This is a genomic window from Streptomyces sp. NBC_00249 (genome assembly GCF_026342355.1).
GTDB lineage: Bacteria > Actinomycetota > Actinomycetes > Streptomycetales > Streptomycetaceae > Streptomyces.
On record NZ_JAPEMV010000001.1, the window covers coordinates 1217577 to 1238023 of the forward strand.

A 20447-nucleotide genomic window follows, 5' to 3' on the forward strand; every position below is an offset into this window, starting at 1 on the left:
GCCGGGTTCCCCGGGTTCACTGGCTCTCCTCTGGTTCCTGTACGTGCTGTGCCGGTCGTGCTGGTGGTCGTGGTCGTCATACCGCCTCCTGCAGAGGGTGTTCGCGGGGACGGCCGAGAGCGGTGAGCGCGGCCTGCGCCGCGCCGAGTCCGCTGCGGACTGCGCTCTCCATGGTCGCGGGCCAACCGGTGGCGGTCCACGCACCGGCGAGATACAGCCCCGGCGTGTCGGTCCGGTGGCCCGGGCGCAGCCGGCCGACGCCGGGGCTGGGCGCGAAGGTGGCGGTGCGTTCCCGGGTGACGAAGAAGTCCCGTACCTTGGCGCCGCGCGCGGCCGGCAGCAGCCGTTCCAGCTCGGGCAGGTACTTGGCGCGCAGGACGGACACAGGCTCGTCGATGTCGTCCTGGGCGACGGACTGGGACAGGGCCAGGTACTGGCCGCCGTCGGTGAGCCCGGAGGCGTCGGTGCGGTCGAAGACCCACTGGACGGGCGAGCCGAGGGCGGCGAAGAACGGCTGCCGCAGCACCTTGCGGTCGTAGACGACGTGGACGTTGAGGATGGGGGCGGTGCCGATGTCGAGGAGTTTGTCGGGGTCGGGCAGCGCGCCGGCGGGCAGCAGGCCGTGCGCCTCGCGCTGCGGGACGGCGAGGACGACGGTGCCCGCGTCGAAGGCCCCGTCCTCGGTGTCGACCCGCCAGTCCCCTTCGCCGGTACGGGAGACGGCGGTGACCCGGGCGCGCAGGACGGTCGTCACGCCGGCGGCGTCGAGGGCCTTGCGGGCGAGGGTGTCGTGGAGGTCGCCGAGCGGGACCTTGGCCCAGCCGATGTCGGCGGCGCCGTTCTCGGAGAGCAGGCCGGTCTTGAAGACCATGGCGGCCAGGCTCAGGGAGGACTGCCCGGCGGTGGCGTTGAGGGTGGCGATGCCGACGAGGTCCCACAGGGCCTCGACGGTGCGCGGGGACTGGCCGTAGCGGGCGAGCCAGGTCCCGAAGTCGAGGCCGTCGAGGGCCGGGTCCGCGGGGTCGAGGCGGCGCAGCGCGAGGGCGGCGCGCCCGACGCTCGCCCGTTCGGCGAGCGAGAGGTGCGGGTAGCGGGCGAGGGAGGCCGCGAGGTGCAGGGGCACGGGCAGGGCGCTGCGGCGCAGCCGGCCCAGGCGCGGTCCGCCGGGGTGGGCCACGTCGAGGACGGGGACGTCGAGCCGGTCCTGGAGGGGGGCGAGGTCGGCGCCGTCGACGCGGTCGAGGAACCACCGGTAGGCGGTGCAGCACCGCAGGTACACGTGCTGGCCGTTGTCGACGGTGAGCTCGCCGCGCTTGAAGGAGAAGGCGAGGCCGCCGAGCCGCGGGCGGCCTTCGAGGAGGGTCACCCGCAGTCCGGCGTCGGCGAGTTCGAGCGCGGCGGTGACTCCGGCGAGTCCGCCGCCGACGACGACTGCGCGCTGTTCGCTGTCGCTCATGTGCCCTCCCCGATGGTGCGGTGGCCCTGCGGGCCGGTCGGTCGGTGCCGCTCGGGCGCGCCCGCCCCGCGGGTGGTGGCCCGCCCGGTGGGGGCGGAGCCCGCCGGAAGAGACGCGGTGACCGGCATGGTGGTTGCCAGGGCCATCAGCCCCGCCTCCGGTTGCTCTGGCGGGAGATGGTGCGGGCGTCGAGGCCGGAGAGGCCGCGCACGGCGACGTACGCCTTCTCGTGCGGCGGCAGCGAGACGCGGCCGCGCAGCACCGCCTCCGGTTCGCGTTCGATGCGGTCCAGGAGCCGGCGGTAGATGCCGGCCATGGCGGCCACGCAGGCGCCGCTGCGCCGGTCGAGCATGGGAAGCAGCCGGTAGCCCTCGACGAACAGGGCCCGCGCGCGCCGGACTTCGTGGTGGACGAGCCCGGCGAAGTCGGAGCCGGGGGGCATCCGGTCGCTGCGGAAGCCGTCCGAGCAGCCGAACTTGGCGAGGTCCTCGGCGGGCAGGTAGGTGCGGCCGTTGCCCGCGTCCTCGCGAACGTCCCTGAGGATGTTGGTGAGTTGCAGGGCGAGGCCGAGGGTGTCGGCGTACTCGTCGGCACGCGCGGTGTCGAGGGCGCCCGTGGAGTTCACGGTGCCGAAGACGCCGAGCGAGAGCCGGCCGATGGCCCCGGCGACGCAGCGGCAGTAGACCTTGAGGTCGTCCCAGGTCTCGTACTCCTGGCCGCGGACGTCCATCAGGACCCCGTCGATGAGTTCGTCGAGGCCGCCGAGGGGGATGGGGAAGCGGCGGGAGGCGTGCGCGAGGGCCACGGCGACGGGGTCGGTGTCGTCCTCGTCGACCTCCTCCGCCCGGATCCGGCCGAGCAGGGCGCGGGTCTCCTCCAGCCGGGCCAGTTTGGCCTCGGGCGCCAGGGTGCCGTCGCCGATGTCGTCGACGCGCCGCGAGAAGGCGTACAGCGCGGACATCGCCTGCCGCTTGTCGGTGGGCAGCAGCCGGATGCCGTACGCGAAGTTGCGCGCCTGGGTGCCGGTCACGGCCTCGCAGTAGCTGTAGGCCGCGAGGACCGGAGCGGACGGTACGGACGCGTGTGCGGGGCCCTCCACGTTCGGGCTCACCCCTTTCTCGGCGCTGTGCGCAGGACGGCGGCCACCTCTCGGAGCAGACCGCTCCGGGTGGGCTTGGGGGGGCCGGGAAGTACGTCGAAGCCGGCGTCCGAGACCGCCCGCAGGGCGGCACGCCCTCCTCCCACGAAGCCCGCGAGCAACAGCCTGAGCCTGCCGTGCACGCTACCCACGAGCGGGGTGCCCTCATTCAGGAGCTCCCGCGCGCGTTCGGCCTCGAAGGCGACGAGGGCGCGTACGGACGCTCCGGCGGACGGGGCCCGCAGGTCGTTCTCGGCAACGTGGAAGCGGCGCATGTCCTGGGCCGGGAGGTAGATCCGGTCCCGGCCGAGGTCCTCGGTGACGTCCTGGAGGTGCTCGGCGATCTGCAGGGCGGTGCAGACGGCGTCGGAGCGGCGGATCCGCTCGGGGGTGCTGGTGCCGGTGAGGGAGAGCACGAGGCGGCCCACCGGGTTGGCGGAGAGCTCGCAGTAGGCGAGGAGGTCCGCGTACGTCTCGTAGCGGGCGACCTTCTGGTCCTGCCGGTTGGCCTCGATGAGCCCGAGGAAGGGTTCGGGGGTGAGGCCGTGGTCGCGTACGACGGGCTGCAGGGCGAGCAGCAGGGGGTGGCGCGGGGGGCCGTCGGTGCCGCCGAAGACCCGCGCCAGGTCGGCCTCGAAGGCGTCGAGCATGGCGAGGCGGTCGTCGGTGGCGGCCGGGTCCAGGCCCAGGAGGACCGCGTCGCGGCCGCCGGGGGCGAGGTCTCCGTCGCCGATGTCGTCGACGAGGCGGGCGTAGCCGTAGACCGCGGTCAGGCCCGCGCGCCAGGCGCGGGGCAGGAAGGCGGGGGCGACGGGGAAGTTCTCGGCGGCGGCCTTGTCGAGGGTGGCGCGCGCGTGGCGGTCGAGGGCGTCGGTAGCGCCTGGCCGGTTGCCGTGCCCGGGGGTCACCGCCCGCCGCCCGGGGCGGGGACGGCCGTTGTGCCTGGGGGCCGGAGAATTCCCGTAGCCATTGCCGTCACGTCTCCCGTTCTACACTGCCGACCCAAGTCATCCTATTTCGGACACGCCGCCGGACTTTACCCGGGGGTACCCGGGGGAATCCGGCTGCGGGGAATCGTCCCCTCTTGGCGCGATTGAGAACTGGTCCAGCTTACGCTGTACAACGCCGCGACGGCCTATCGGGTGTTCCCGGCGCCCCGGAATGTCGACCGCCGGGGCCGCCCCGCGGCCACCCGGCACAGCGGGCCCGCCGCACGCCGAGGCCCCCGCCGCGGGGAGCGGCAGGGGCCTGGGCGCGAGGGTCCGGCCGGGGCCGGACCGGCTCAGCCGGTCAGTGGCTGGTCGCCTTCTCGTACGCCGCGACGACTTCCTCGGTGGGCCCGTCCATCAGGAGCTCGCCCTTTTCCAGCCACAGCACCCGGCTGCAGGTGTCGCGGATGGAGTTGTTGTTGTGGCTCACCAGGAAGACCGTGCCGGCCTTCTCCCGCAGCTCGCGGATGCGCGCCTCGGAGCGGACCTGGAACTTGCGGTCACCGGTGGCGAGCGCCTCGTCGATCATCAGGACGTCGTGGTCCTTGGCCGCCGCGATGGAGAAGCGCAGGCGCGCGGCCATGCCCGAGGAGTAGGTGCGCATCGGGAGGGAGATGAAGTCGCCCTTCTCGTTGATCCCCGAGAAGTCGACGATGTCCTCGTAGCGCTCCTTGATCTGCTCGCGGGTCATGCCCATCGCGAGACCGCCGAGGACCACGTTGCGCTCACCGGTGAGGTCGTTCATCAGGGCGGCGTTGACGCCCAGCAGCGAGGGCTGGCCGTCGGTGTAGACCTTGCCGGACTCGCAGGGCAGCAGGCCGGCGATGGCGCGCAGCAAGGTGGACTTGCCGGAGCCGTTGGAGCCGATGACGCCGATGGCCTCGCCCCGGTAGGCGGTGAAGGAGACACCGCGTACGGCGTGCACCCGGCGCACGCCGGGGGCGTCGCCCTTGCCGCGACGGATTATCTTGCTCAGCGCGGCGGTGGCGCTGCCCTTGCCGGAGCTGCCCGTGTTGACGCGGTAGACGATGTGGACCTCGTCCGCGATGACGGTGGGGACGCTGCCCTTGGTGATCTCAGCCACGGCCGTAACGCTCCTCAGCCTTCCAGAAGTACACGAAGCCGCCGGCGCCGATCAGCACGGCCCAGCCGACCGCGAAGGCCCACACGTGGGGCGGGAGGTTCTCGGGGCCGTAGTCGTCGATCAGCGCGAAGCGGACCAGGTCCATGTAGATGGCGGCCGGGTTCCACTGGAGCACGTCCGCGATCCACGCCGGCTTGTCCTTCAGCATCTCACTGATCGAGAACATGACGCCCGAGGCGTACATCCAGGTGCGCGTGAGGAAGGGCATCAGCTGCGCGAGGTCGGGGGTCTTGGACCCCATGCGCGCGAAGACCAGGGCGAGGCCCGTGTTGAAGACGAACTGCAGGGCGAGCGTGGGGAGCACCAGCAGCCAGGACAGCTGCGGGTAGTTCCCGAAGGCGACCGCGACGACGACCACCACGATCATCGAGTACAGGAGCTGCTGGAGCTGCTGCATCGAGAAGGAGATGGGCAGCGAGGCGCGCGGGAAGTGCAGGGCGCGCACCAGGCCGAGGTTGGTGGGGATCGCCCGGACGCCCGCCATCAGCGAGTTCTGGGTGAAGGTGAAGACGAAGATGCCCATCACCAGGAAGGGGATGTACACCCCCTTCTCCATGCCCCGGCCGGCGTCCAGGATCAGGCCGAAGATCAGGTAGTAGACCAGGGCGTTCAGCAGCGGGGTCGCCACCTGCCAGATCTGGCCGAGCTTCGCCTGGCTGTACTGCGCCACCAGCTTGGCCCGGGAGAAGGCCATGATGAAGTGGCGCCGCCCCCAGAGCTGCCGCACGTATCCGCCCAGGCTGGGCCGGGCGCCGCTGACGGACAGGCCGTACTTCCTGGCCAGCTCGGCGGGGGTCAGTCCCGCGTCGTCGGACGGCGGCTTGCTCGTGGCGAGGGCGCCGTCGTGGGTTGTGTCACTCACAAGTTGAAACTTTCCGTCTTCAAGATGCGGCAGAGGGGGCATCGGGCTGGAGTTGCCGGAGTGCCGGACCCGTGATCGGGTTCATGCTCCCAGACGCGAGCTTGTCAGATGACAGGCGGTCGGCCCAGCCGGGTCAGCCGCCAGACCGTACGCCATTTCATGGGGTGCCGGGGACCGCAGGGGGTGGTCCAGCCCTCCTTGAAACCGCCGAACCAGGCCTTCAGCGCCGGGCCCGAGGGCTTGCGCACGAGCGTCAGCGCGAGCCAGACGCCCAGGTAGACCGGGACCAGCGGGGCGGGCAGGTTGCGGCGGGCGAGCCACACCCGGTTACGGGCAACCATACGGTGGTAGACCGCGTGCCGGGACGGGGCGGTGGTCGGGTGCAGCAGCACCATGTCCGCGCGGTAGTCGATCGACCACCCGGCGTCGAGGGCCCGCCAGGCCAGATCGGTCTCCTCGTGGGCGTAGAAGAACTCGGCCGGCAGCACCCCGGCCTCCTCGAACACCTTCGTGCGCACGGCGTTCGCGCCGCCGAGGAAGGTGGTGACGCGCGAGGAGCGCATCGGGTCCGAGGCGCGCAGCCGGGGGACGTGGCGGCGCTGGGTGACGCCGGTGTCCGGGTCGGCGATGCGGAAGCTGACGATGCCCAGGCGCGGGTCCTCCGCGAAGGCCTGGCGGCACAGCTCGGCGGTGTCCGTGCGCTCCAGCAGCCCGTCGTCGTCGAGGAAGAGCAGGGCGTCCACGTCCCGGCCGCCGGGGCCGAAGGCCTCGATGCCGACGTTGCGGCCGCCGGGGATGCCCAGGTTCTCGGGCAGGTCGACGGTCCGCACGCCCTGCGGCAGGTCCGTGAGCTCGGACACCTTCACGCCCTGGCCGACGACGGCCACCTCGACGGGGTCGCCGTCCTGGCGGGCCACCGAGTCGAGGAGCGCCTTGAGCTCGTCGGGACGGTTGCCCATGGTGATGATCACGGCGCCCAGCCGCATCGGCTTCGTCACTTGAGCCTGCTGGAGGCCAGGACCGACACCAGGTGCAGCACCGTCTGGAGCAGGGCGATGCCGGCGAGCACGGCGACGCCGAGCCGGGAGAAGTACAGGTCGCCGCGGACCTGGTCCAGGACGGCCAGCACCAGGATGAGCAGCGAGGCCTCGATGCCGAGGACCAGGCGGTGGAACTTCAGCGCGGCGGCGGCCCGGCGGGCGAGCGCCATGCCGGAGGAGCGCGGCTCGGCGGCCGCGTCCTTGACCACGGGCTTGCCGGCCTGGTGGCGGGCGACGCCGACGAGGTCGGTCTCGGCCTTGATCAGGATGGCGCCGAGCGCGGCGAGGGTGCCGAGGAAGGCCCACAGCCAGTCGATCCGGCCGCCGCCCCACAGGTCGGCGGCGCGCAGGCCGAAGCCGACGAGGACGGCCGCGTCGCACAGGTAGGCGCCGACCCGGTCCAGGTAGACCCCGGACAGCGAGAACTGCTTCTTCCAGCGGGCGACCTCACCGTCGACGCAGTCGAGCAGCAGGTAGAGCTGGACCATCACCACGCCGAGGACGGCGCCCCAGACGCCCGGCACGAGCAGGGCGGGGGCGGCGAGGACACCGGCGAGGGTCATCACGTAGGTCAGCTGGTTCGGCGTGACCTTGGTGGTGACCAGGAGGCGGGTGATGCGCAGGGAGACCTCGCGCATGTACAGGCGGCCGCCCCAGTGCTCGCCGCTGACCCGGTCCTTGACGCCGGCCGGGTGGACGACGGGCCGGAGTTCAGCGATGGATGGTCTGGACATAGTCGGCGTATGCGTCCCTGATCTCGGCTGTGGACAGGTTGAGGTGCTCCAGGATCGTGAAGCGTCCCGGGCGGGTCTGGGGGGCGTACTCGACGGCCGCGACGAACTCGTCCACGCTGAACCCGATCTCCTCGGGCAGCACGGGCAGGCCGTGGCGGCGCAGGACGTCGGCGAAGAGCCCCGCCTGCTCGCGGGCGCCCCGCAGGTGCATGGCGAAGGCGGCGCCGAGGCCGACCTGCTCGCCGTGGAGCGCGGAGCGTCCCGGGTGGAGCAGGTCGAAGGCGTGGCTGATCTCGTGGCAGGCGCCGGACGCCGGGCGGGTGTCCCCGCTGATGGACATGGCGATGCCGGTGAGGACGAGCGACTCGGCGAGCACGGTGAGGAACTCGTCGTCGCCGCAGCCGCCGGGGTGGCGCAGGACGGACTCGCCCGCCGTACGCGCCATGGCGGCGGCCAGCCCGTCGACGGCCTCGCCGTTGACCTGGTGCGAGAGCTCCCAGTCGGCGATGGCCGAGATGTTGGAGAGGGCGTCGCCGATGCCGGCGCGGACGAACCGCACCGGGGCGTCCTTGATCACGTCGAGGTCGATCACCATGGCGATCGGCGTCGGCACCCCGTAGGAGCCGCGGCCGTTGTCGTTGTCCAGGGTGGCGACCGGCGAGCAGATCCCGTCGTGGGAGAGGTTGGTGGCGACGGCCACCATGGGCAGGCCGACCCGCGCCGCGGCGTACTTCGCCACGTCGATGATCTTGCCGCCGCCCAGGCCCACCACGGCGTCGTAGCGGCGGCCCTTTATGTCGTCGGCCAGCTTGACCGCGGAGTCGATGGTGCCGTCGACGACCGGGTACCAGTCGGCGTGCGGCAGGACGGGCTCCAGCTTGGCGCGCAGTGCCTGGCCGGAACCCCCGCTGATCGCGATGGCGAGCTTGCCGGACGCGGAGATGCGCTGGTCGGCCAGCAGGCCGGCCAGGTCGTCCATCGCCCCTCGGCTGATGTCGACGACAACGGGCGAGGGGATCAGCCGCGTCAGTACTGGCATGCGATCGTCCGGCCCTTGGCGAGGTCGTCGTGGTTGTCGATCTCGACCCACTTGACGTCGCCGATGGGAGCGACGTCGATGGTGAAGCCGTCGTTCACGAGCTGCTGGTAGCCGTCCTCGTAGTAGAGGTCGGGGTCGCGCTCGAAGGTGGTCTTCAGGGCCTCGGCGAGCTGCTCGGCGGCCTCGGGCTCGATGAGGGTGACGCCGATGTACTCGCCGGTGGCGTCGGCTGGGTCCATCAGCTTGGTGATCTTGCGGACGCCCTGCCCGTCGGCCGTGACGACCTTCATCTCCTCGTCGGCCAGGCTCTTGACCGTGTCGAGGGCGAGGATGATCTTCCGGCCGTCGCCGCGGGCGGCGAGCAGGGTCTTCTCGACGGAGACCGGGTGGACGGTGTCGCCGTTGGCGAGGATCACGCCCTGCTTGAGGACGTCACGCGCGCACCACAGGGAGTAGGCGTTGTTCCACTCCTCGGCCTTGTCGTTGTCGATCAGCGTGATCTTGACGCCGTACTTGGCCTCCAGGGCCTCCCGGCGCTCGTAGACGGCTTCCTTGCGGTAGCCGACGACGACGGCGACCTCGGTGAGCCCGACCTCGGCGAAGTTGCCCAGGGTCAGGTCGAGGACCGTGAGGCTCTCCTCCTGGCCCTCGGGGCCGACGGGCACGAGGGCCTTGGGCAGGGTGTCGGTGTAGGGACGCAGACGGCGTCCGGCACCGGCAGCGAGTACAAGGCCGATCATGCTGGTTCTCCTTCGTCATGTACGGCGGGTGCTCCGGCGGAGACCCAGAAGCGGATGCTCTCCACGAGCACCACCAGAGCCACGAACACGGCCACGGCCGTGAGCGCGACGGGGAACGCGTCGCGGGCGAGGACGGCGGCCAGGACCACGGTCAGCAGGACCCGGCCCTCGTGACCGCCGGTCGTCCGCACCAGCCAGTGCGGAGGGGCGCCCGAACCACCACGGATGCGGTAGACCGTGTCGTAGTGATGGTAGGCGACCGCCGCGACCAGTCCGAATGCGGCCGGAAGGGCCCCGGGGACGTCCGCCTTGACGGCGAGGGCGAGGACGGTCACGTACTCGGCGAACCGGAAGAGCGGCGGTATCAGCCAGTCGAGGGGGCCCTTGAGGGGGCGGGCGAGGGCCGCCGCCGAGAACCCCGCGTAGGCCACGGCGGTGCCGATCAGCCACGGGTCGCCGAAGTCACGGGTCGCGGCCCCGCCCGCCATCAGCACGGCGCCGCCCGCGGCCAGCCACACCGCGGCGCGGTCGGGGCGCCGGCCGGGCCGGGGGTAGCCGGTCCAGGCGAGGACGCCGGAGTCGCAGAGGTCGGCGAGGGCCCGCGCGGCCCGGTCGGTCCGCGTCGCCCTGCGGGTCACGGAGCGCAGCACGCGCCCGGCGGTGGTGTAGAGGGCGCCGAAGGCGCAGCCCACGAGGAGGGCGTAGAAGACGATGCGGGGGGTGGTGAAGGCGGTGAGGACCGCGATCATCGCCCAGCGCTCACCGATCGGCAGGATGATCATCCGGCGGACCCAGACCGTCCAGCCGACGCTGTCGAGCCTGTCGGACAGGGCCGCCGTGGGACTCGTGTTCGCCGTCGCGTCGTGGTTCGCCTCGTTGAAGGAGAAGTCCACGACGTGCCGGCAGGTCATCAGGATCATCGAGCCGAGCGCGAGGGCCCAGACGTCGTCGCCGTTCCTCGCCGCGCCGAGCGCGAGGCCCGCGTAGAAGGAGTACTCCTTCGCCCGGTCGAAGGTCGCGTCGAGCCAGGCGCCCATCGTCGAGTACTGGAGCGAGTAGCGGGCGAGCTGCCCGTCGGTGCAGTCCAGGACGAAGGAGACGAGCAGCAGCACGCCCGCCGCGACGTAGCCCCAGCGGTCGCCGGTCGCGGCGCAGCCGGCCGCGACCAGTGCGGTGAGCAGCGAGGCGGTGGTGACCTGGTTGGGGGTCAGGCCGCGGCGCGCGCACCAGCGGGCGATGTAGCGCGAGTAGGGGCTGATGAAGAAGGTGGTGAAGAACCCGTCGCGGGACTTGACGGCGGTCCGCAGCCGGACGGCCTCGTCGTCCACGGCCGCGACGGCGGCGACGGCCTCGGCGCGCTCGCCGTCGGTGGCGGGCACGGCCGCGACCAGGGTGCCGAGCTCGGGCCGCTGGACGGTGCTCCCGGCGGCCTCCACGGCGGCGGCGAGCCGGTCCGGGTAGGGGCCGGTGCCGGAGCCGAGGGTCTCGGGCGCCAGGGCCGCGGCCCGGTCGAGGGCGCCGCGGGCGCCCGCCTGGACGGCGAAGGCGCCGGTCACGGCGCAGGCCTCGAAGCGCGGGTCGGTCAGGGCCAGGCGCAGCGCGTGCGGATGTCCGACGAAGGCGCTGTCGACGACGGCGACCCGCTCGGCGGCCGGTACGTCGGCCAGCGCGGCGGCGGTGTCCTCGGGATCGGCGACCGGGCGGACGTCGAACCCGAGGGACCGGAGCTCGTCTTCAAGCGGTGATCCGGGGACCGGCAGGCCGGTGAGGATGACGGTCGACAGACGGACTCACTCCTTGCAACGAACACTCTCGACGGGGCGCCCCGGGGGGCGGCGGCACGTCGGCAGAGGCTATCGGATGAATGGAAGCGGGGATTCACCAGCCGTTCAGGCCCGGATGCTACGGTGGACGCAGAGGCGTACGAGCCTCGTAAGTGTGTCCGCGCCCGGAAGAGGAAGGGAGATGGGTTGATGACCGTCGCAGTGCTCGCCGCCGTGCGCAGCGAACTCCGGTACGTCCCCACTTCCCTCCGGGCCCCCGGCCAGGGCTGATCGCAGCCGATCCGCCCCGTCGGCCGGAGCCCCTCTTTCCAAGGGTTCACGTTGACCGACAACACCCGCACCACTGACATCACTGACACCACCCGCGTCTCCGGCGTCTCCCGCGACGCGTTCGTCGCGGCCTTCATGGAGCTGCACGGCGGTCTGCCCCGGCAGGCGCCCGGTTCCGACGCGACCACCCGGCACCTCCTCTCCCTCTGCGGACCGCTGCCCGAGCGGCCGCGCGTCCTCGACCTGGGCTGCGGTCCGGGCCGCAGCGCCCTGCTGCTCGCCGCCGAGGCCGGCGGAGCCGGCGGCGCCGAGGTGACCGCCGTCGACCTCCACCGGCCGTTCCTCGACGAGCTGGCGACGGCCGCCCGCTCCCGCGGGCTCGCCGGCCGGGTCCGTACCGTCCGGGCGGACATGGGCGCGCTGCCCTTCCCGGACGGATCCTTCGACCTGATCTGGGCGGAGGGCTCCGCCTACGTCATCGGCTTCGACCGGGCCCTCGCCGAGTGGAAGCGCCTGCTCGCGCCCGGCGGCACCCTCGTGCTGACCGAGTGCGAGTGGACGGTCGAGGACCCCTCGGCCGGGGCCCGGGCCTTCTGGGACCCGCAGGTCGCGCTGCGCTCCACCGCCCGTGACGTGGCGGCCGCGCAGGCCGCCGGGTACCGGGTGCGGGGCGTGCACCTGCTGCCGGACTCCGACTGGGCCGAGTACTACGGTCCGCTCGCCGAGCGGGTCCGCACCGTCGACGCCTCGACGCCCGCCCGGGCCGCCGCCCGGGACTGGACCCGCGCCGAGCTCGACGTACGGGAGCGGCACGGGCACGAGTACGGGTACACGGGCTTCGTACTGAGCCCGGTCACGGCCGGGGACAGCGGCGGGGACGGGGGCCGCTGGACGGCCCGTCCCGAGGCGGAGGCCGACCGGGCGGCCGTGCGGGCCGTCAACCTGGCGGCCTTCGACACCCCGCTGGAAGCCGATCTCGTCGACGCGCTGCGCGCCGACGCCTCCTGGCTGCCGGGCCTCTCGTACGTGGCCGAGGGCCCCGACGGGTCGGTGGCGGCGCACGCCCTGCTGACCCGGTGCGAGGTGGACGGCGTACCGGCTCTCGCGCTCGCCCCGGTGGCGGCCGATCCCGCGCTCCAGCGCTCGGGCGCCGGCAGCGCCGTCGTACGGGCACTGCTGGCGGCGGCCCGGGAGCGCGGGGAGGCGTTGGTGCTGGTCCTCGGGCATCCCGCGTACTACCCGCGCTTCGGGTTCGTCCCGGCTTCGCGCTTCGGGATCCGCGCGCCGTTCGAGGTGCCCGACGGGGCGATGATGGCGCTGGTGCTGGACGACGGCGTTCCGGTGCCGTCGGGCACCGTCGAGTATCCGGACCCCTTCGGCGTCTGACGCCGCGGGGACATCGGGCGTGTGGCCCCCGCCCCCCGTCGCTTAGCACGCGGCGGGGGGCGGACATGCGCGGATGGCCGAAGTGGGGACAAACCCCGTCCGTACGGCAGACTTGAAGGCCGAAGTCCGAAGCGAAGGATGGGTATGCCGACCACACCAGCCACCGACGCCAGCAGCGCGTCCGCCGGCACCGGCACTCAGGAAGCGATCATGCTCGAACTGGTCGACGAGTCCGGCAACACCATCGGCACGGCGGAGAAGCTCTCCGCCCATCAGGCGCCCGGCCTGCTCCACCGGGCATTCTCCGTGTTCCTCTTCGACGAGCAGGGCCGTCTGCTGCTCCAGCAGCGCGCCCTCGGGAAGTACCACTCCCCCGGCGTCTGGTCGAACACGTGTTGCGGTCACCCCTACCCCGGCGAGTCGCCGTTCGCGGCGGCGGCCCGGCGGACCCACGAGGAACTGGGGGTGTCGCCCTCGCTGCTCGCGGAGGCGGGGACGGTGCGTTACAACCACCCGGACCCCGCGTCGGGTCTCGTCGAGCAGGAGTACAACCACCTGTTCGTGGGACTCGCGCAGTCGGCGCTGAGGCCGGATCCGGAGGAGGTGGGCGACACCGCCTTCGTCACGGCCGAGGAGCTGGTGAAGCAGCACGCAGAGGTGCCGTTCTCGGCCTGGTTCATGACGGTGCTGGACGCGGCCCGGCCCGCGATCCGCGAGCTGACGGGCGAAGCCGCCGGCTGGTAGCCCGTACGGGGTCAGCGGACCGGGGCGGCCGGGGCCGCCAGCGGCAGGGCCGCCCAGATCACCTTGCCGCCGGTGGAGGTGTGCTCGACGTCGCACACCCCGCCGGCCTCCAGGGTGATCTCCCGCACCAGGAGCAGGCCCCGGCCGCCGGTCTGGCCGAAGTCGGCCTCCAGGGCCTTGGGTCGGTACGGGTGGTTGTCCTCGACGGCCACCCGTACCCACTCCCGGCCGACCGCGACCTCCACGGCCACCTCAGGGGAGAGCAGGGCCGCATGCCGGACCGAGTTCGTCACCAGTTCGGAGACGATCAGCAGCAGGGAGTAGACCAGGTCCTGGTGGGCCGGCACCCCCTGCCGGCCGAGCAGGTCGCGGACCGCCCGGCGGGCCTGCGGAACGGATTCTTCTACCGCCGGCGCGGTGAAGCGCCACACTCCCTCGTACGCGAGGGGGTCGCCCGGAGCGGGCGCCTCACCTGCCCTGGCTGGCGGGACGCTCCCGCTGTCGTTCATTTTCCGGCCCCCGTCTTCGCGCTCGATCGTCTCCACGTGTCCAGAGTGGAGAAGAGCCTGATCCGGACCGGACCGCTGACCAGAAGTCAGCGGCAATCGGACACATTCTGACCACTGGCGTATGACAGAGTCAGTTGTTCGACGCTTCTTGACCCGATGCGGGCTGGTCCGGGGCGGAACCCTTCCCCGCCGCGTCCTGCGTCCCGACGGCCCCGCCGCCCTCGGCGGCACCGGCGTCCTCGCCGTCTTCCCTGACCAGGCCGAGGATCCGGCGCGCCCCCATGCCCAGGACGATCAGGCTCAGGCCGTCGAAGAGCAGCGCGAGGGAGAAGAAGGCGCCGATCACGTACTGGCTGCTGCCGGGCCAGCCCCAGAGCACCAGGATGCCGAGGAGCACGCCGAAGGCGCCCTGGACGAGGGTGAGCCCGAAGTTGGGCCCGCGCACCACGAGCGCTCCGACCAGGCGGAACAGTCCGCCGGTCAGGAACAGCAGGGCCGCGAACATGGTCAGCGCCTCGGCGCTCGCCTCGGGGCGCCGCAGGATCACCAGGCCGGCGGCGATGTTGACCGCGGCCACGATGACGGCCAGCCAGAAGTGGTTGCTCTTGCGTGACTGCACGGCCTGCGCGAGGCCGACCACGCCGCCGATCAGCAGCAGCCAGCCGAAGAGGAACATCGAGGTGAGGGTGGCCAGGCCGGTGTAGACGAGACCCACCAGACCGGCGACGACGAGGATCACCCCGAGCAGGGCCAGCAGCCCGAAACTGCGGCTGAGCTTCTTCTTCTCCTGCTTCGGCTCGGTGCCGGTGCGGCCTGTACCCATGGACGTGCCACCTCCTCGCACCCCCCGGGACACCCGCCCCGCCTTGACGGACTCCCCTGATCATAGGATCGGCGGCCCGGGATAGCATCCGGCGCATGGACGCAGCTCTGCACTCCACCGTGGCCGGCGGCGTGGCCACCGTCGTGATCTCGCACCCCGCCAAGCGGAACGCCATGACGGCCGCGATGTGGCGGGCCCTGCCGGAGCTGCTCGCGCGCCTGGCCGCCGATCCGGCCGTCCGCGTCCTGGTCCTGACCGGGGCCGGTCCGACCTTCTGCGCGGGCGCGGACATCTCCTCCCTGACGGAGGGCTCCGACGACCCGCAGGCCCTGTCGGTGGCCGCCGAGGAGGCCCTCGCGGCCTTCCCGCTGCCGACGGTGGCGGCGGTCCGGGGGTTCTGCGTAGGGGGCGGGAGCCAGCTCGCCGCCGCGTGTGACCTGCGGTTCGCGGAGGAAGGGGCGTCGTTCGGGGTGACCCCGGCCAGGCTGGGCATCGTCTACCCGGCGTCCTCCACCCGGCGGCTGACCTCGCTGGTCGGCCCGGCCTGGGCCAAGTACCTGTTGTTCTCGGCCGAGTTGATCGGCGCGGACGTGGCGCTGCGGGCCGGTTTCCTGAACGAGCTGCTGCCGGCGGGCCAACTGGACAAGCGGGTCTCGGAGTTCACCCGGATCCTGACGACGCGCTCGCGGCTGACGCAGGCGGCGGCGAAGGAGTTCGCGGACGGCCGCACGGACCGGGACGCGTACTGGTCCGCGCAGGCGGCCGGGAGCGGCGACACCGCCGAGGGTGTCGCCGCCTTCCTGGAGCGCCGGGCGCCCGTGTTCAGCTGGCCGTCAGCGGATTAGAAGCGCGCAGCCGGGCGACGATCTCGGCCGGGGCCTTGGCCGGCGAGCCGGCGTCGTAGGGCGGCTGCGGGTCGTACTCGCACATGAGCTGCACGGCCTGGGCGTACGTGTCCCCGGCGATCCGGCCGAGCAGGCCGAGACCCATGTCGATGCCGGAGGACACCCCGGCGGCGGTGACGTACTTGCCGTCGTAGACCACCCGCTCGCCGGTGGGCTCGGCGCCGAAGGGGCGCAGCTGGTCGAGGTACAGCCAGTGGCCGGCGGCCCGGCGGCCCTCGAGGAGGCCGGCGGCGGCCAGGATCAGCGAGCCGGTGCACACGGAGGTCGTCCAGGTGGTGGTGGCGTCGACGGCCCGCAGCCAGTCCAGGACCACGGGGTTCTTCATCTCCACCTCGGCGTGGGGCCCGCCGGGCACGATCACGATGTCGGGCCGCGTCACCTCGCCGAGCGCCTTGTCGGCGACGAGCGCGAGGGCCCCGTTGTCGGTCCGGACGGGCCCGGGCCGCTCGGAGACGAAGACGGTCTCGGCACCGTCGATCCGGCTGAGGACCTCGTAGGGCCCGACGGCGTCGAGGGCGGTGAAGTGGTCGTAGAGCAGTACGGCGATCTGCATGGCTCCTCCGGAGCGGTAGTGGACGTAACCGGTGAACGCCGCACCCCTGACCGGGGTACGGATGAGAACCCGCCTGCGGGCCAGGCCGGGCGCGGGGCGCAGCCCCACGGGGTCCGGGGCGGAACCCCGGTTTCGGGAAGGGGCGGGGCGGGGGAACGGCTCCGCGCAGCGGCTCCCGCCCCGCCGGACGGGCCGGGACGGTGGGGTGCCGTCGGGGGCCGGGCGGCGGAGCCGGATCGTCCGGCAGGTGGCGGCGGGATCGGAGCCGCGGCGTGCGGCAACGGCGGGCGGGTCAGGGCGGCGGAGCCGAGGGGCCGAAGCGGCGGCGGTATTCGGCCGGGGACTGGCCGAGGGTTTTGACGAAGGCCCGCCGCAGCGCCTCCGGCGTCCCGTACCCGCACGCCCGGGATATCTGTGACACCCCTTCCCCCGTGTCCTCCAGCAGCCGCCGCGCGTGCTCCACCCGCACCCGCTCGACGTACCGCCCCGGCGTGACCCCCGTCTCCGCCTGGAAGGCCCGCGCGAAGTGCCGCGGCGATAGCGCGGCCCGTTCCGCGAGCGCCTCCACGCTCAGGTCCCCGCCCGGATGCTCGGCGATCCATTGCTGCACCTCCCTCAGCGGCTCGCGCCGTGCCGTCTGCGCCGACAGCTGCGCGCTGAACTGCGCCTGGTTGCCGGGTCTGCGCAGGAAGACCACCAGGTGCCGGGCGATCAGCAGCGCGAGGTCCCGCCCGTGGTCCTCCTCCACCAGCGCCAGCGCCAGGTCGATGCCGGCGGTGACCCCGGCCGAGGTGGCGACGGGGCCGTCCCGGACGTAGATCGGGTCGGGTTCCACGGCCACCGCCGGGTAGTCCCGCGCCATCTGCTCGCACGCGTTCCAGTGGGTGGTCGCCCGGCGCCCGTCGAGCAGCCCGGCCTCCGCCAGCAGCAGCCCGCCGGTGCACACGGCCACCAGCCGCCCCGCGCGACCCCCGTACGCGCGCAGCCACGCGGTCAGCCTCGGCTCGAAGTCGCCCGAGTGCCGGCCCCCGGGCACCAGCAGCGTGGTCCCCGGGCCGGGCCGGGCGCTCTCCAGCGCCCCGTCCGGGACCAGGGTCAGCCCGCTGCTGGTGCGTACGGGCGCCCCTGCCGGGGACACGGTCCTGATGGTGTACCCGTCCACGCCCGGGCAGCGTCCGGCCCCGCTGAACACCTCCACGGGACCGGTCACGTCCAGGCTCTGGACCCCGTCGTAGAGGACGACGAGTACGTTTCGCGACGACATGCCTCCATGGTGTGACGTCGGGGGCGATGGCCGCAATGACGGGCATCCCACCTATCCGGACAGACCGGAGCGGCGGTGGCGCGCGGATAGGATCGGGGCATCATGACTGCAACCCTCGTCGCCAAGAAGCTCACCGCCGCGCACGGTGAGCGCACGCTCTTCGCCGATCTCGACCTCGTCGTGGCGCCCGGCGACGTCATCGGCCTCGTCGGCGTCAACGGCGCCGGCAAGTCCACCCTGCTGCGGATGCTCGCCGGGCTGGACACCCCCGAGACCGGTGAGCTGCGGCTCTCCCCGCCCGGCGCGGCCGTCGGGCACCTCCCGCAGGAGCCGGAGCGCCGCTCCGGGGAGTCGGTCCGCGAGTTCCTGGCCCGCCGCACGGGGGTCGCCGCCGCGCAGGCGGAGCTCGACGCGGCCACCCAGGGCCTGGTCGACGGCACCCCGGGCGCGGACGACGCGTACGCGGACGCCCTCGACCGCTGGCTGAACCTGGGCGGGGCCGATCTCGACGAGCGCGCCCAGGAGGTCGCCGACGAGCTCGGTCTCGCCGTGAGCCTGGACCTGCCGATGGCGGCCCTCTCCGGCGGCCAGGCCGCACGGGCCGGGCTGGCCTCGCTGCTGCTGTCCCGCTACGACGTGTTCCTCCTCGACGAGCCCACCAACGACCTGGACCTGGCCGGCCTGGAGCGCCTCGAGCAGTTCGTGAAGGGGCTGCGCGCGGGCACGGTGGTCATCAGCCACGACCGCGAGTTCCTCACCCGCACCGTGACCAAGGTCCTCGAACTCGACCTGGCCCAGCAGCAGATCAACCTCTACGGCGGCGGCTACGAGTCCTACCTGGAGGAGCGCGAGCGGGCCCGTGGCCACGCGCGCGAGGAGTTCGAGGAGTTCGCGGGCAAGAAGGCCGCTCTCGAGGGCCGGGCGCAGATGCAGCGCAACTGGATGGACAAGGGCGTGCGCAACGCCCGCCGCAAGGCGAGCGACAACGACAAGATCGGCAAGAACCTGCGCGGCGAGTCCAGCGAGAAGCAGGCCGCGAAGGCCCGCCAGACGCAGCGGGCGATCGAGCGGCTGGACGTGGTCGAGGAGCCGCGCAAGGAGTGGGAGCTGCGCATGGAGATCGCGGCGGCCCCGCGCTCCGGGTCGGTGGTCGCCACCCTGCGCGAAGCCGCCGTCCGGCGGGGCGAGTTCGGCTTCGGCCCGGCCAGCCTGCAGATCGACTGGGCGGACCGGGTCGCGATCACCGGGGCCAACGGCGCCGGCAAGTCCACCCTCCTCGCGGTGCTGCTGGGCCGGCTGGCCCCGGACTCCGGTTCCGCCACGCTGGGTTCCGGCGTCCTGGTCGGCGAGGTCGACCAGGCGCGCGGGCTGTTCCTCGGCGACGAGCCGCTGCTGGAGGCCTTCTGTGCGGCGGTCCCGGAGACCGAACCGGCGGAAGTGCGGACGCTGCTGGCGAAGTTCGGCCTGAAAGCGGCCCACGTGCTGCGCCCGGCGGCGACCCTCTCCCCCGGTGAGCGCACCCGGGCGGCCCTGGCGCTGCTCCAGGGCCGCGGGGTGAACCTCCTCGTCCTGGACGAGCCGACGAACCACCTCGACCTGCCGGCCATCGAGCAGTTGGAGGCCGCCCTGGAGTCCTACGAGGGCACCCTGCTGCTGGTGACGCACGACCGCCGCATGCTGGACGCCGTCCACGTGACCCGCCGCCTGGAGGTCGTGGCCGGCCGGGTGACCGAGGTCTAGGCCGGCGGCTCGAGGTGCCGGCCGGCTCGCGGGCGACTAGCCTGTGTGAGTAAGAGCCGCAACCGCGGAGCACGCCCCCACGGCCGGAGTTTCCACATCGCCAGGGTGAGCGGACTTTATGATTCCGCATTTCGAGCGGCCCTGTATCCGATCCGCGCTGCGCCTTTTTCGTTCCGTAGCCGCGGTTCCACCCCGTTCGTGCCTCGGAGAGGTGCGCGGAGGGTGGAGGGAAAGGGAAATCTCTCATGTTTGCAATGCGAGCGAAGCGCCTCTTCGCGGTCTCCGCCGCCGGTCTGCTGATGGCCGGCGGGGCCGCGCTCGGTACGGCGGGCACCGCCTCGGCGGCGGCCCCGGCCCAGCACGTCGCCTACGTCGCCGGTGGCTGGGACGACGATGACGACCACGGCGGCTGGGACCACGATGACGACTACGGCTACGGAGGTTACAGCGACGACTGCTGACCCGTCCTCCCCACCTCAGGCGTGCGCGACCCGGTGACCGGGCCGCGCATCGGGGTGCCGCGACGGCTTCAGCGCCCGTCCGGCCGGTCGGCCGGGGCGCGGCGGGTGCGGGCCATCTTGCGGGCGACGAAGCCGCGCGGGAGGTGGCGGGCGGCCAGGGCGTACGCCTGGTAGCGGCGGCCCGTGATGCTGAGCGGGCGGCGCCGGGCGAGGTCGCGCAGGGCCTTGGCCACCACCGCTTCGGGCTCCAGCCACACCGCCTCGCGCAGGGAGCTGACGTCCATCCCGGCGCGCTCCTGGAACTCGGTGCGGGTGAAGCCCGGGACCACCGCCAGCACGCGGACCCCGTACGGTTCCATGTCCACCCGCAGGGATTCGCTGAAGGCCGTGATCCAGGCCTTCGCCGCCCCGTAGGTGCCGGTCGGCAGCAGGCCCGCGACCGAGGAGACGTTGAGGACCGCGCCCCGGCGCCGCTCGCGCAGGCCCGGCAGCAGGGCGTGGGTGAGCCGCAGCGGGACCTTCACGAGCAGGTCGAGCATCCGCTCCTCGTCCTCGACGGGGCTGTACGGGAAGGGCGCGGGCAGCCCGAAGCCGGCGTTGTTGACCAGGACGTCGACCGGCCGGCCGGTGTCGGCGAGGCGTGCGGCGACGGCGTCAAGGCCGGCGGGGTCGAGGAGGTCGGCGGGCAGTACCTCGCTGACCGTCCCGAACTCCCGTCCCAGGGCGGAGGCGAGGGCTTCGAGGCGGTCCTTGTCACGGGCGACGAGGACCAGGGCGCAGCCCTTGGCGGCGAAGCCGCGCGCGAAGGCGGCGCCCAGTCCGGCGCTGGCCCCGGTGATCAGTACGGTGGTGGTCAACTGCGTGTC

Annotated in this window: 22 protein-coding genes; 6 read left to right on the forward strand and 16 right to left on the reverse strand. The window is 73.0% G+C overall.

All coding sequences use genetic code 11. The annotated features are described in order from the left end of the window. Positions 1 to 76 precede the first annotated feature (76 nt). The 11 genes from hpnE to OOK31_RS05545 all read right to left on the reverse strand — a co-directional run bounded on the left by hpnE (position 77) and on the right by OOK31_RS05545 (position 10698). Positions 77 to 1456: a hydroxysqualene dehydroxylase HpnE gene (gene hpnE / locus OOK31_RS05495; protein WP_267011174.1), complete on the reverse strand. Its 1380-nt coding sequence runs from the start codon at positions 1454 to 1456 to the stop codon at positions 77 to 79. Beyond that, positions 1453 to 1602, reverse strand: coding sequence for a hypothetical protein (locus tag OOK31_RS05500; RefSeq protein WP_267011175.1), 150 nt, complete (start codon positions 1600 to 1602; stop codon positions 1453 to 1455). The genes hpnE and OOK31_RS05500 overlap by 4 nt, the downstream gene beginning before the upstream one ends. Further along, positions 1602 to 2555 (reverse strand): presqualene diphosphate synthase HpnD, encoded by a 954-nt coding sequence (gene hpnD, locus OOK31_RS05505; protein ID WP_267011176.1) that lies wholly within the window; start codon positions 2553 to 2555, stop codon positions 1602 to 1604. Before hpnD ends, OOK31_RS05500 begins: the two co-directional genes overlap by 1 nt. Positions 2556 to 2563: 8 nt before the next feature. Next, complete coding sequence (hpnC, locus tag OOK31_RS05510) at positions 2564 to 3502, reverse strand: squalene synthase HpnC (protein WP_267011177.1); 939 nt, start codon at positions 3500 to 3502, stop codon at positions 2564 to 2566. Positions 3503 to 3884: 382 nt separating this feature from the next. After that, positions 3885 to 4667 carry an ABC transporter ATP-binding protein gene (locus OOK31_RS05515; protein WP_267011178.1) on the reverse strand — a complete coding sequence of 261 codons (783 nt, stop codon included), beginning with the start codon at positions 4665 to 4667 and terminating at the stop codon, positions 3885 to 3887. Beyond that, positions 4660 to 5589 carry an ABC transporter permease gene (locus tag OOK31_RS05520; RefSeq protein ID WP_267011179.1) on the reverse strand — a complete coding sequence of 310 codons (930 nt, stop codon included), beginning with the start codon at positions 5587 to 5589 and terminating at the stop codon, positions 4660 to 4662. Before OOK31_RS05520 ends, OOK31_RS05515 begins: the two co-directional genes overlap by 8 nt. A 104-nt stretch (positions 5590 to 5693) precedes the next feature. Continuing rightward, entirely contained in the window at positions 5694 to 6587 is an 894-nt protein-coding gene (locus OOK31_RS05525) for a glycosyltransferase family 2 protein (RefSeq protein ID WP_267011180.1), read from the reverse strand. After that, on the reverse strand, positions 6584 to 7363 hold the full coding sequence (locus OOK31_RS05530) for a CDP-alcohol phosphatidyltransferase family protein (protein ID WP_267011181.1): 780 nt from the start codon (positions 7361 to 7363) through the stop codon (positions 6584 to 6586). The genes OOK31_RS05525 and OOK31_RS05530 overlap by 4 nt, the downstream gene beginning before the upstream one ends. Then, positions 7341 to 8402, reverse strand: a complete 1062-nt coding sequence (locus tag OOK31_RS05535; RefSeq protein WP_267011182.1) for an iron-containing alcohol dehydrogenase family protein — start codon at positions 8400 to 8402, stop codon at positions 7341 to 7343. Before OOK31_RS05535 ends, OOK31_RS05530 begins: the two co-directional genes overlap by 23 nt. Further along, entirely contained in the window at positions 8390 to 9142 is a 753-nt protein-coding gene (locus OOK31_RS05540) for a phosphocholine cytidylyltransferase family protein (RefSeq protein WP_267011183.1), read from the reverse strand. Before OOK31_RS05540 ends, OOK31_RS05535 begins: the two co-directional genes overlap by 13 nt. Next, positions 9139 to 10698, reverse strand: coding sequence for a DUF5941 domain-containing protein (locus OOK31_RS05545; protein ID WP_267011184.1), 1560 nt, complete (start codon positions 10696 to 10698; stop codon positions 9139 to 9141). The genes OOK31_RS05540 and OOK31_RS05545 overlap by 4 nt, the downstream gene beginning before the upstream one ends. A 51-nt stretch (positions 10699 to 10749) precedes the next feature. Between OOK31_RS05545 and OOK31_RS05550 the strand changes: the two genes are divergently transcribed. From OOK31_RS05550 to idi, 3 genes are all read left to right on the forward strand, one after another. Beyond that, positions 10750 to 10887 carry a hypothetical protein gene (locus tag OOK31_RS05550; protein WP_267011185.1) on the forward strand — a complete coding sequence of 46 codons (138 nt, stop codon included), beginning with the start codon at positions 10750 to 10752 and terminating at the stop codon, positions 10885 to 10887. Positions 10888 to 11331: 444 nt separating this feature from the next. Then, positions 11332 to 12582 carry a bifunctional class I SAM-dependent methyltransferase/N-acetyltransferase gene (locus OOK31_RS05555; RefSeq protein ID WP_267011841.1) on the forward strand — a complete coding sequence of 417 codons (1251 nt, stop codon included), beginning with the start codon at positions 11332 to 11334 and terminating at the stop codon, positions 12580 to 12582. A 144-nt stretch (positions 12583 to 12726) separates the two neighbouring features. After that, positions 12727 to 13326 (forward strand): isopentenyl-diphosphate Delta-isomerase, encoded by a 600-nt coding sequence (idi, locus tag OOK31_RS05560; RefSeq protein ID WP_267011186.1) that lies wholly within the window; start codon positions 12727 to 12729, stop codon positions 13324 to 13326. A gap of 11 nt (positions 13327 to 13337) precedes the next feature. On the opposite strand, the gene OOK31_RS05565 is transcribed toward idi, so the two are convergent. Together OOK31_RS05565 and OOK31_RS05570 are read right to left on the reverse strand one after the other, a co-directional pair. Next, complete coding sequence (locus OOK31_RS05565; RefSeq protein WP_267011187.1) at positions 13338 to 13871, reverse strand: ATP-binding protein; 534 nt, start codon at positions 13869 to 13871, stop codon at positions 13338 to 13340. A 94-nt stretch (positions 13872 to 13965) separates the two neighbouring features. After that, entirely contained in the window at positions 13966 to 14658 is a 693-nt protein-coding gene (locus OOK31_RS05570) for an HdeD family acid-resistance protein (RefSeq protein ID WP_267011188.1), read from the reverse strand. Positions 14659 to 14753: 95 nt separating this feature from the next. On the opposite strand from OOK31_RS05570, the gene OOK31_RS05575 reads away from it, so the two are divergent. Then, positions 14754 to 15503, forward strand: a complete 750-nt coding sequence (locus OOK31_RS05575) for an enoyl-CoA hydratase/isomerase family protein (RefSeq protein ID WP_267011189.1) — start codon at positions 14754 to 14756, stop codon at positions 15501 to 15503. Here the strand turns inward: OOK31_RS05575 and OOK31_RS05580 are convergent. Both OOK31_RS05580 and OOK31_RS05585 read right to left on the reverse strand, forming a co-directional pair. Continuing rightward, positions 15481 to 16116 carry a DJ-1/PfpI family protein gene (locus OOK31_RS05580; RefSeq protein ID WP_267011190.1) on the reverse strand — a complete coding sequence of 212 codons (636 nt, stop codon included), beginning with the start codon at positions 16114 to 16116 and terminating at the stop codon, positions 15481 to 15483. The genes OOK31_RS05575 and OOK31_RS05580 overlap by 23 nt on opposite strands. A gap of 292 nt (positions 16117 to 16408) precedes the next feature. Beyond that, a complete protein-coding gene (locus OOK31_RS05585; RefSeq protein ID WP_267011191.1) occupies positions 16409 to 17380 on the reverse strand; it encodes a GlxA family transcriptional regulator in 972 nt (323 codons plus the stop codon). Between the two features lie 102 nt (positions 17381 to 17482). On the opposite strand from OOK31_RS05585, the gene OOK31_RS05590 reads away from it, so the two are divergent. Continuing rightward, complete coding sequence (locus OOK31_RS05590; RefSeq protein WP_267011192.1) at positions 17483 to 19120, forward strand: ABC-F family ATP-binding cassette domain-containing protein; 1638 nt, start codon at positions 17483 to 17485, stop codon at positions 19118 to 19120. A 254-nt stretch (positions 19121 to 19374) separates the two neighbouring features. Next, positions 19375 to 19581, forward strand: a complete 207-nt coding sequence (locus OOK31_RS05595; RefSeq protein WP_267011193.1) for a hypothetical protein — start codon at positions 19375 to 19377, stop codon at positions 19579 to 19581. A 68-nt stretch (positions 19582 to 19649) separates the two neighbouring features. Here the strand turns inward: OOK31_RS05595 and OOK31_RS05600 are convergent, their stop codons facing one another. After that, the gene (locus OOK31_RS05600; protein WP_267011194.1) at positions 19650 to 20438 is read right to left on the reverse strand and encodes an SDR family oxidoreductase; all 789 of its coding nucleotides are present in this window, start codon (positions 20436 to 20438) and stop codon (positions 19650 to 19652) included. Positions 20439 to 20447 lie beyond the last annotated feature (9 nt).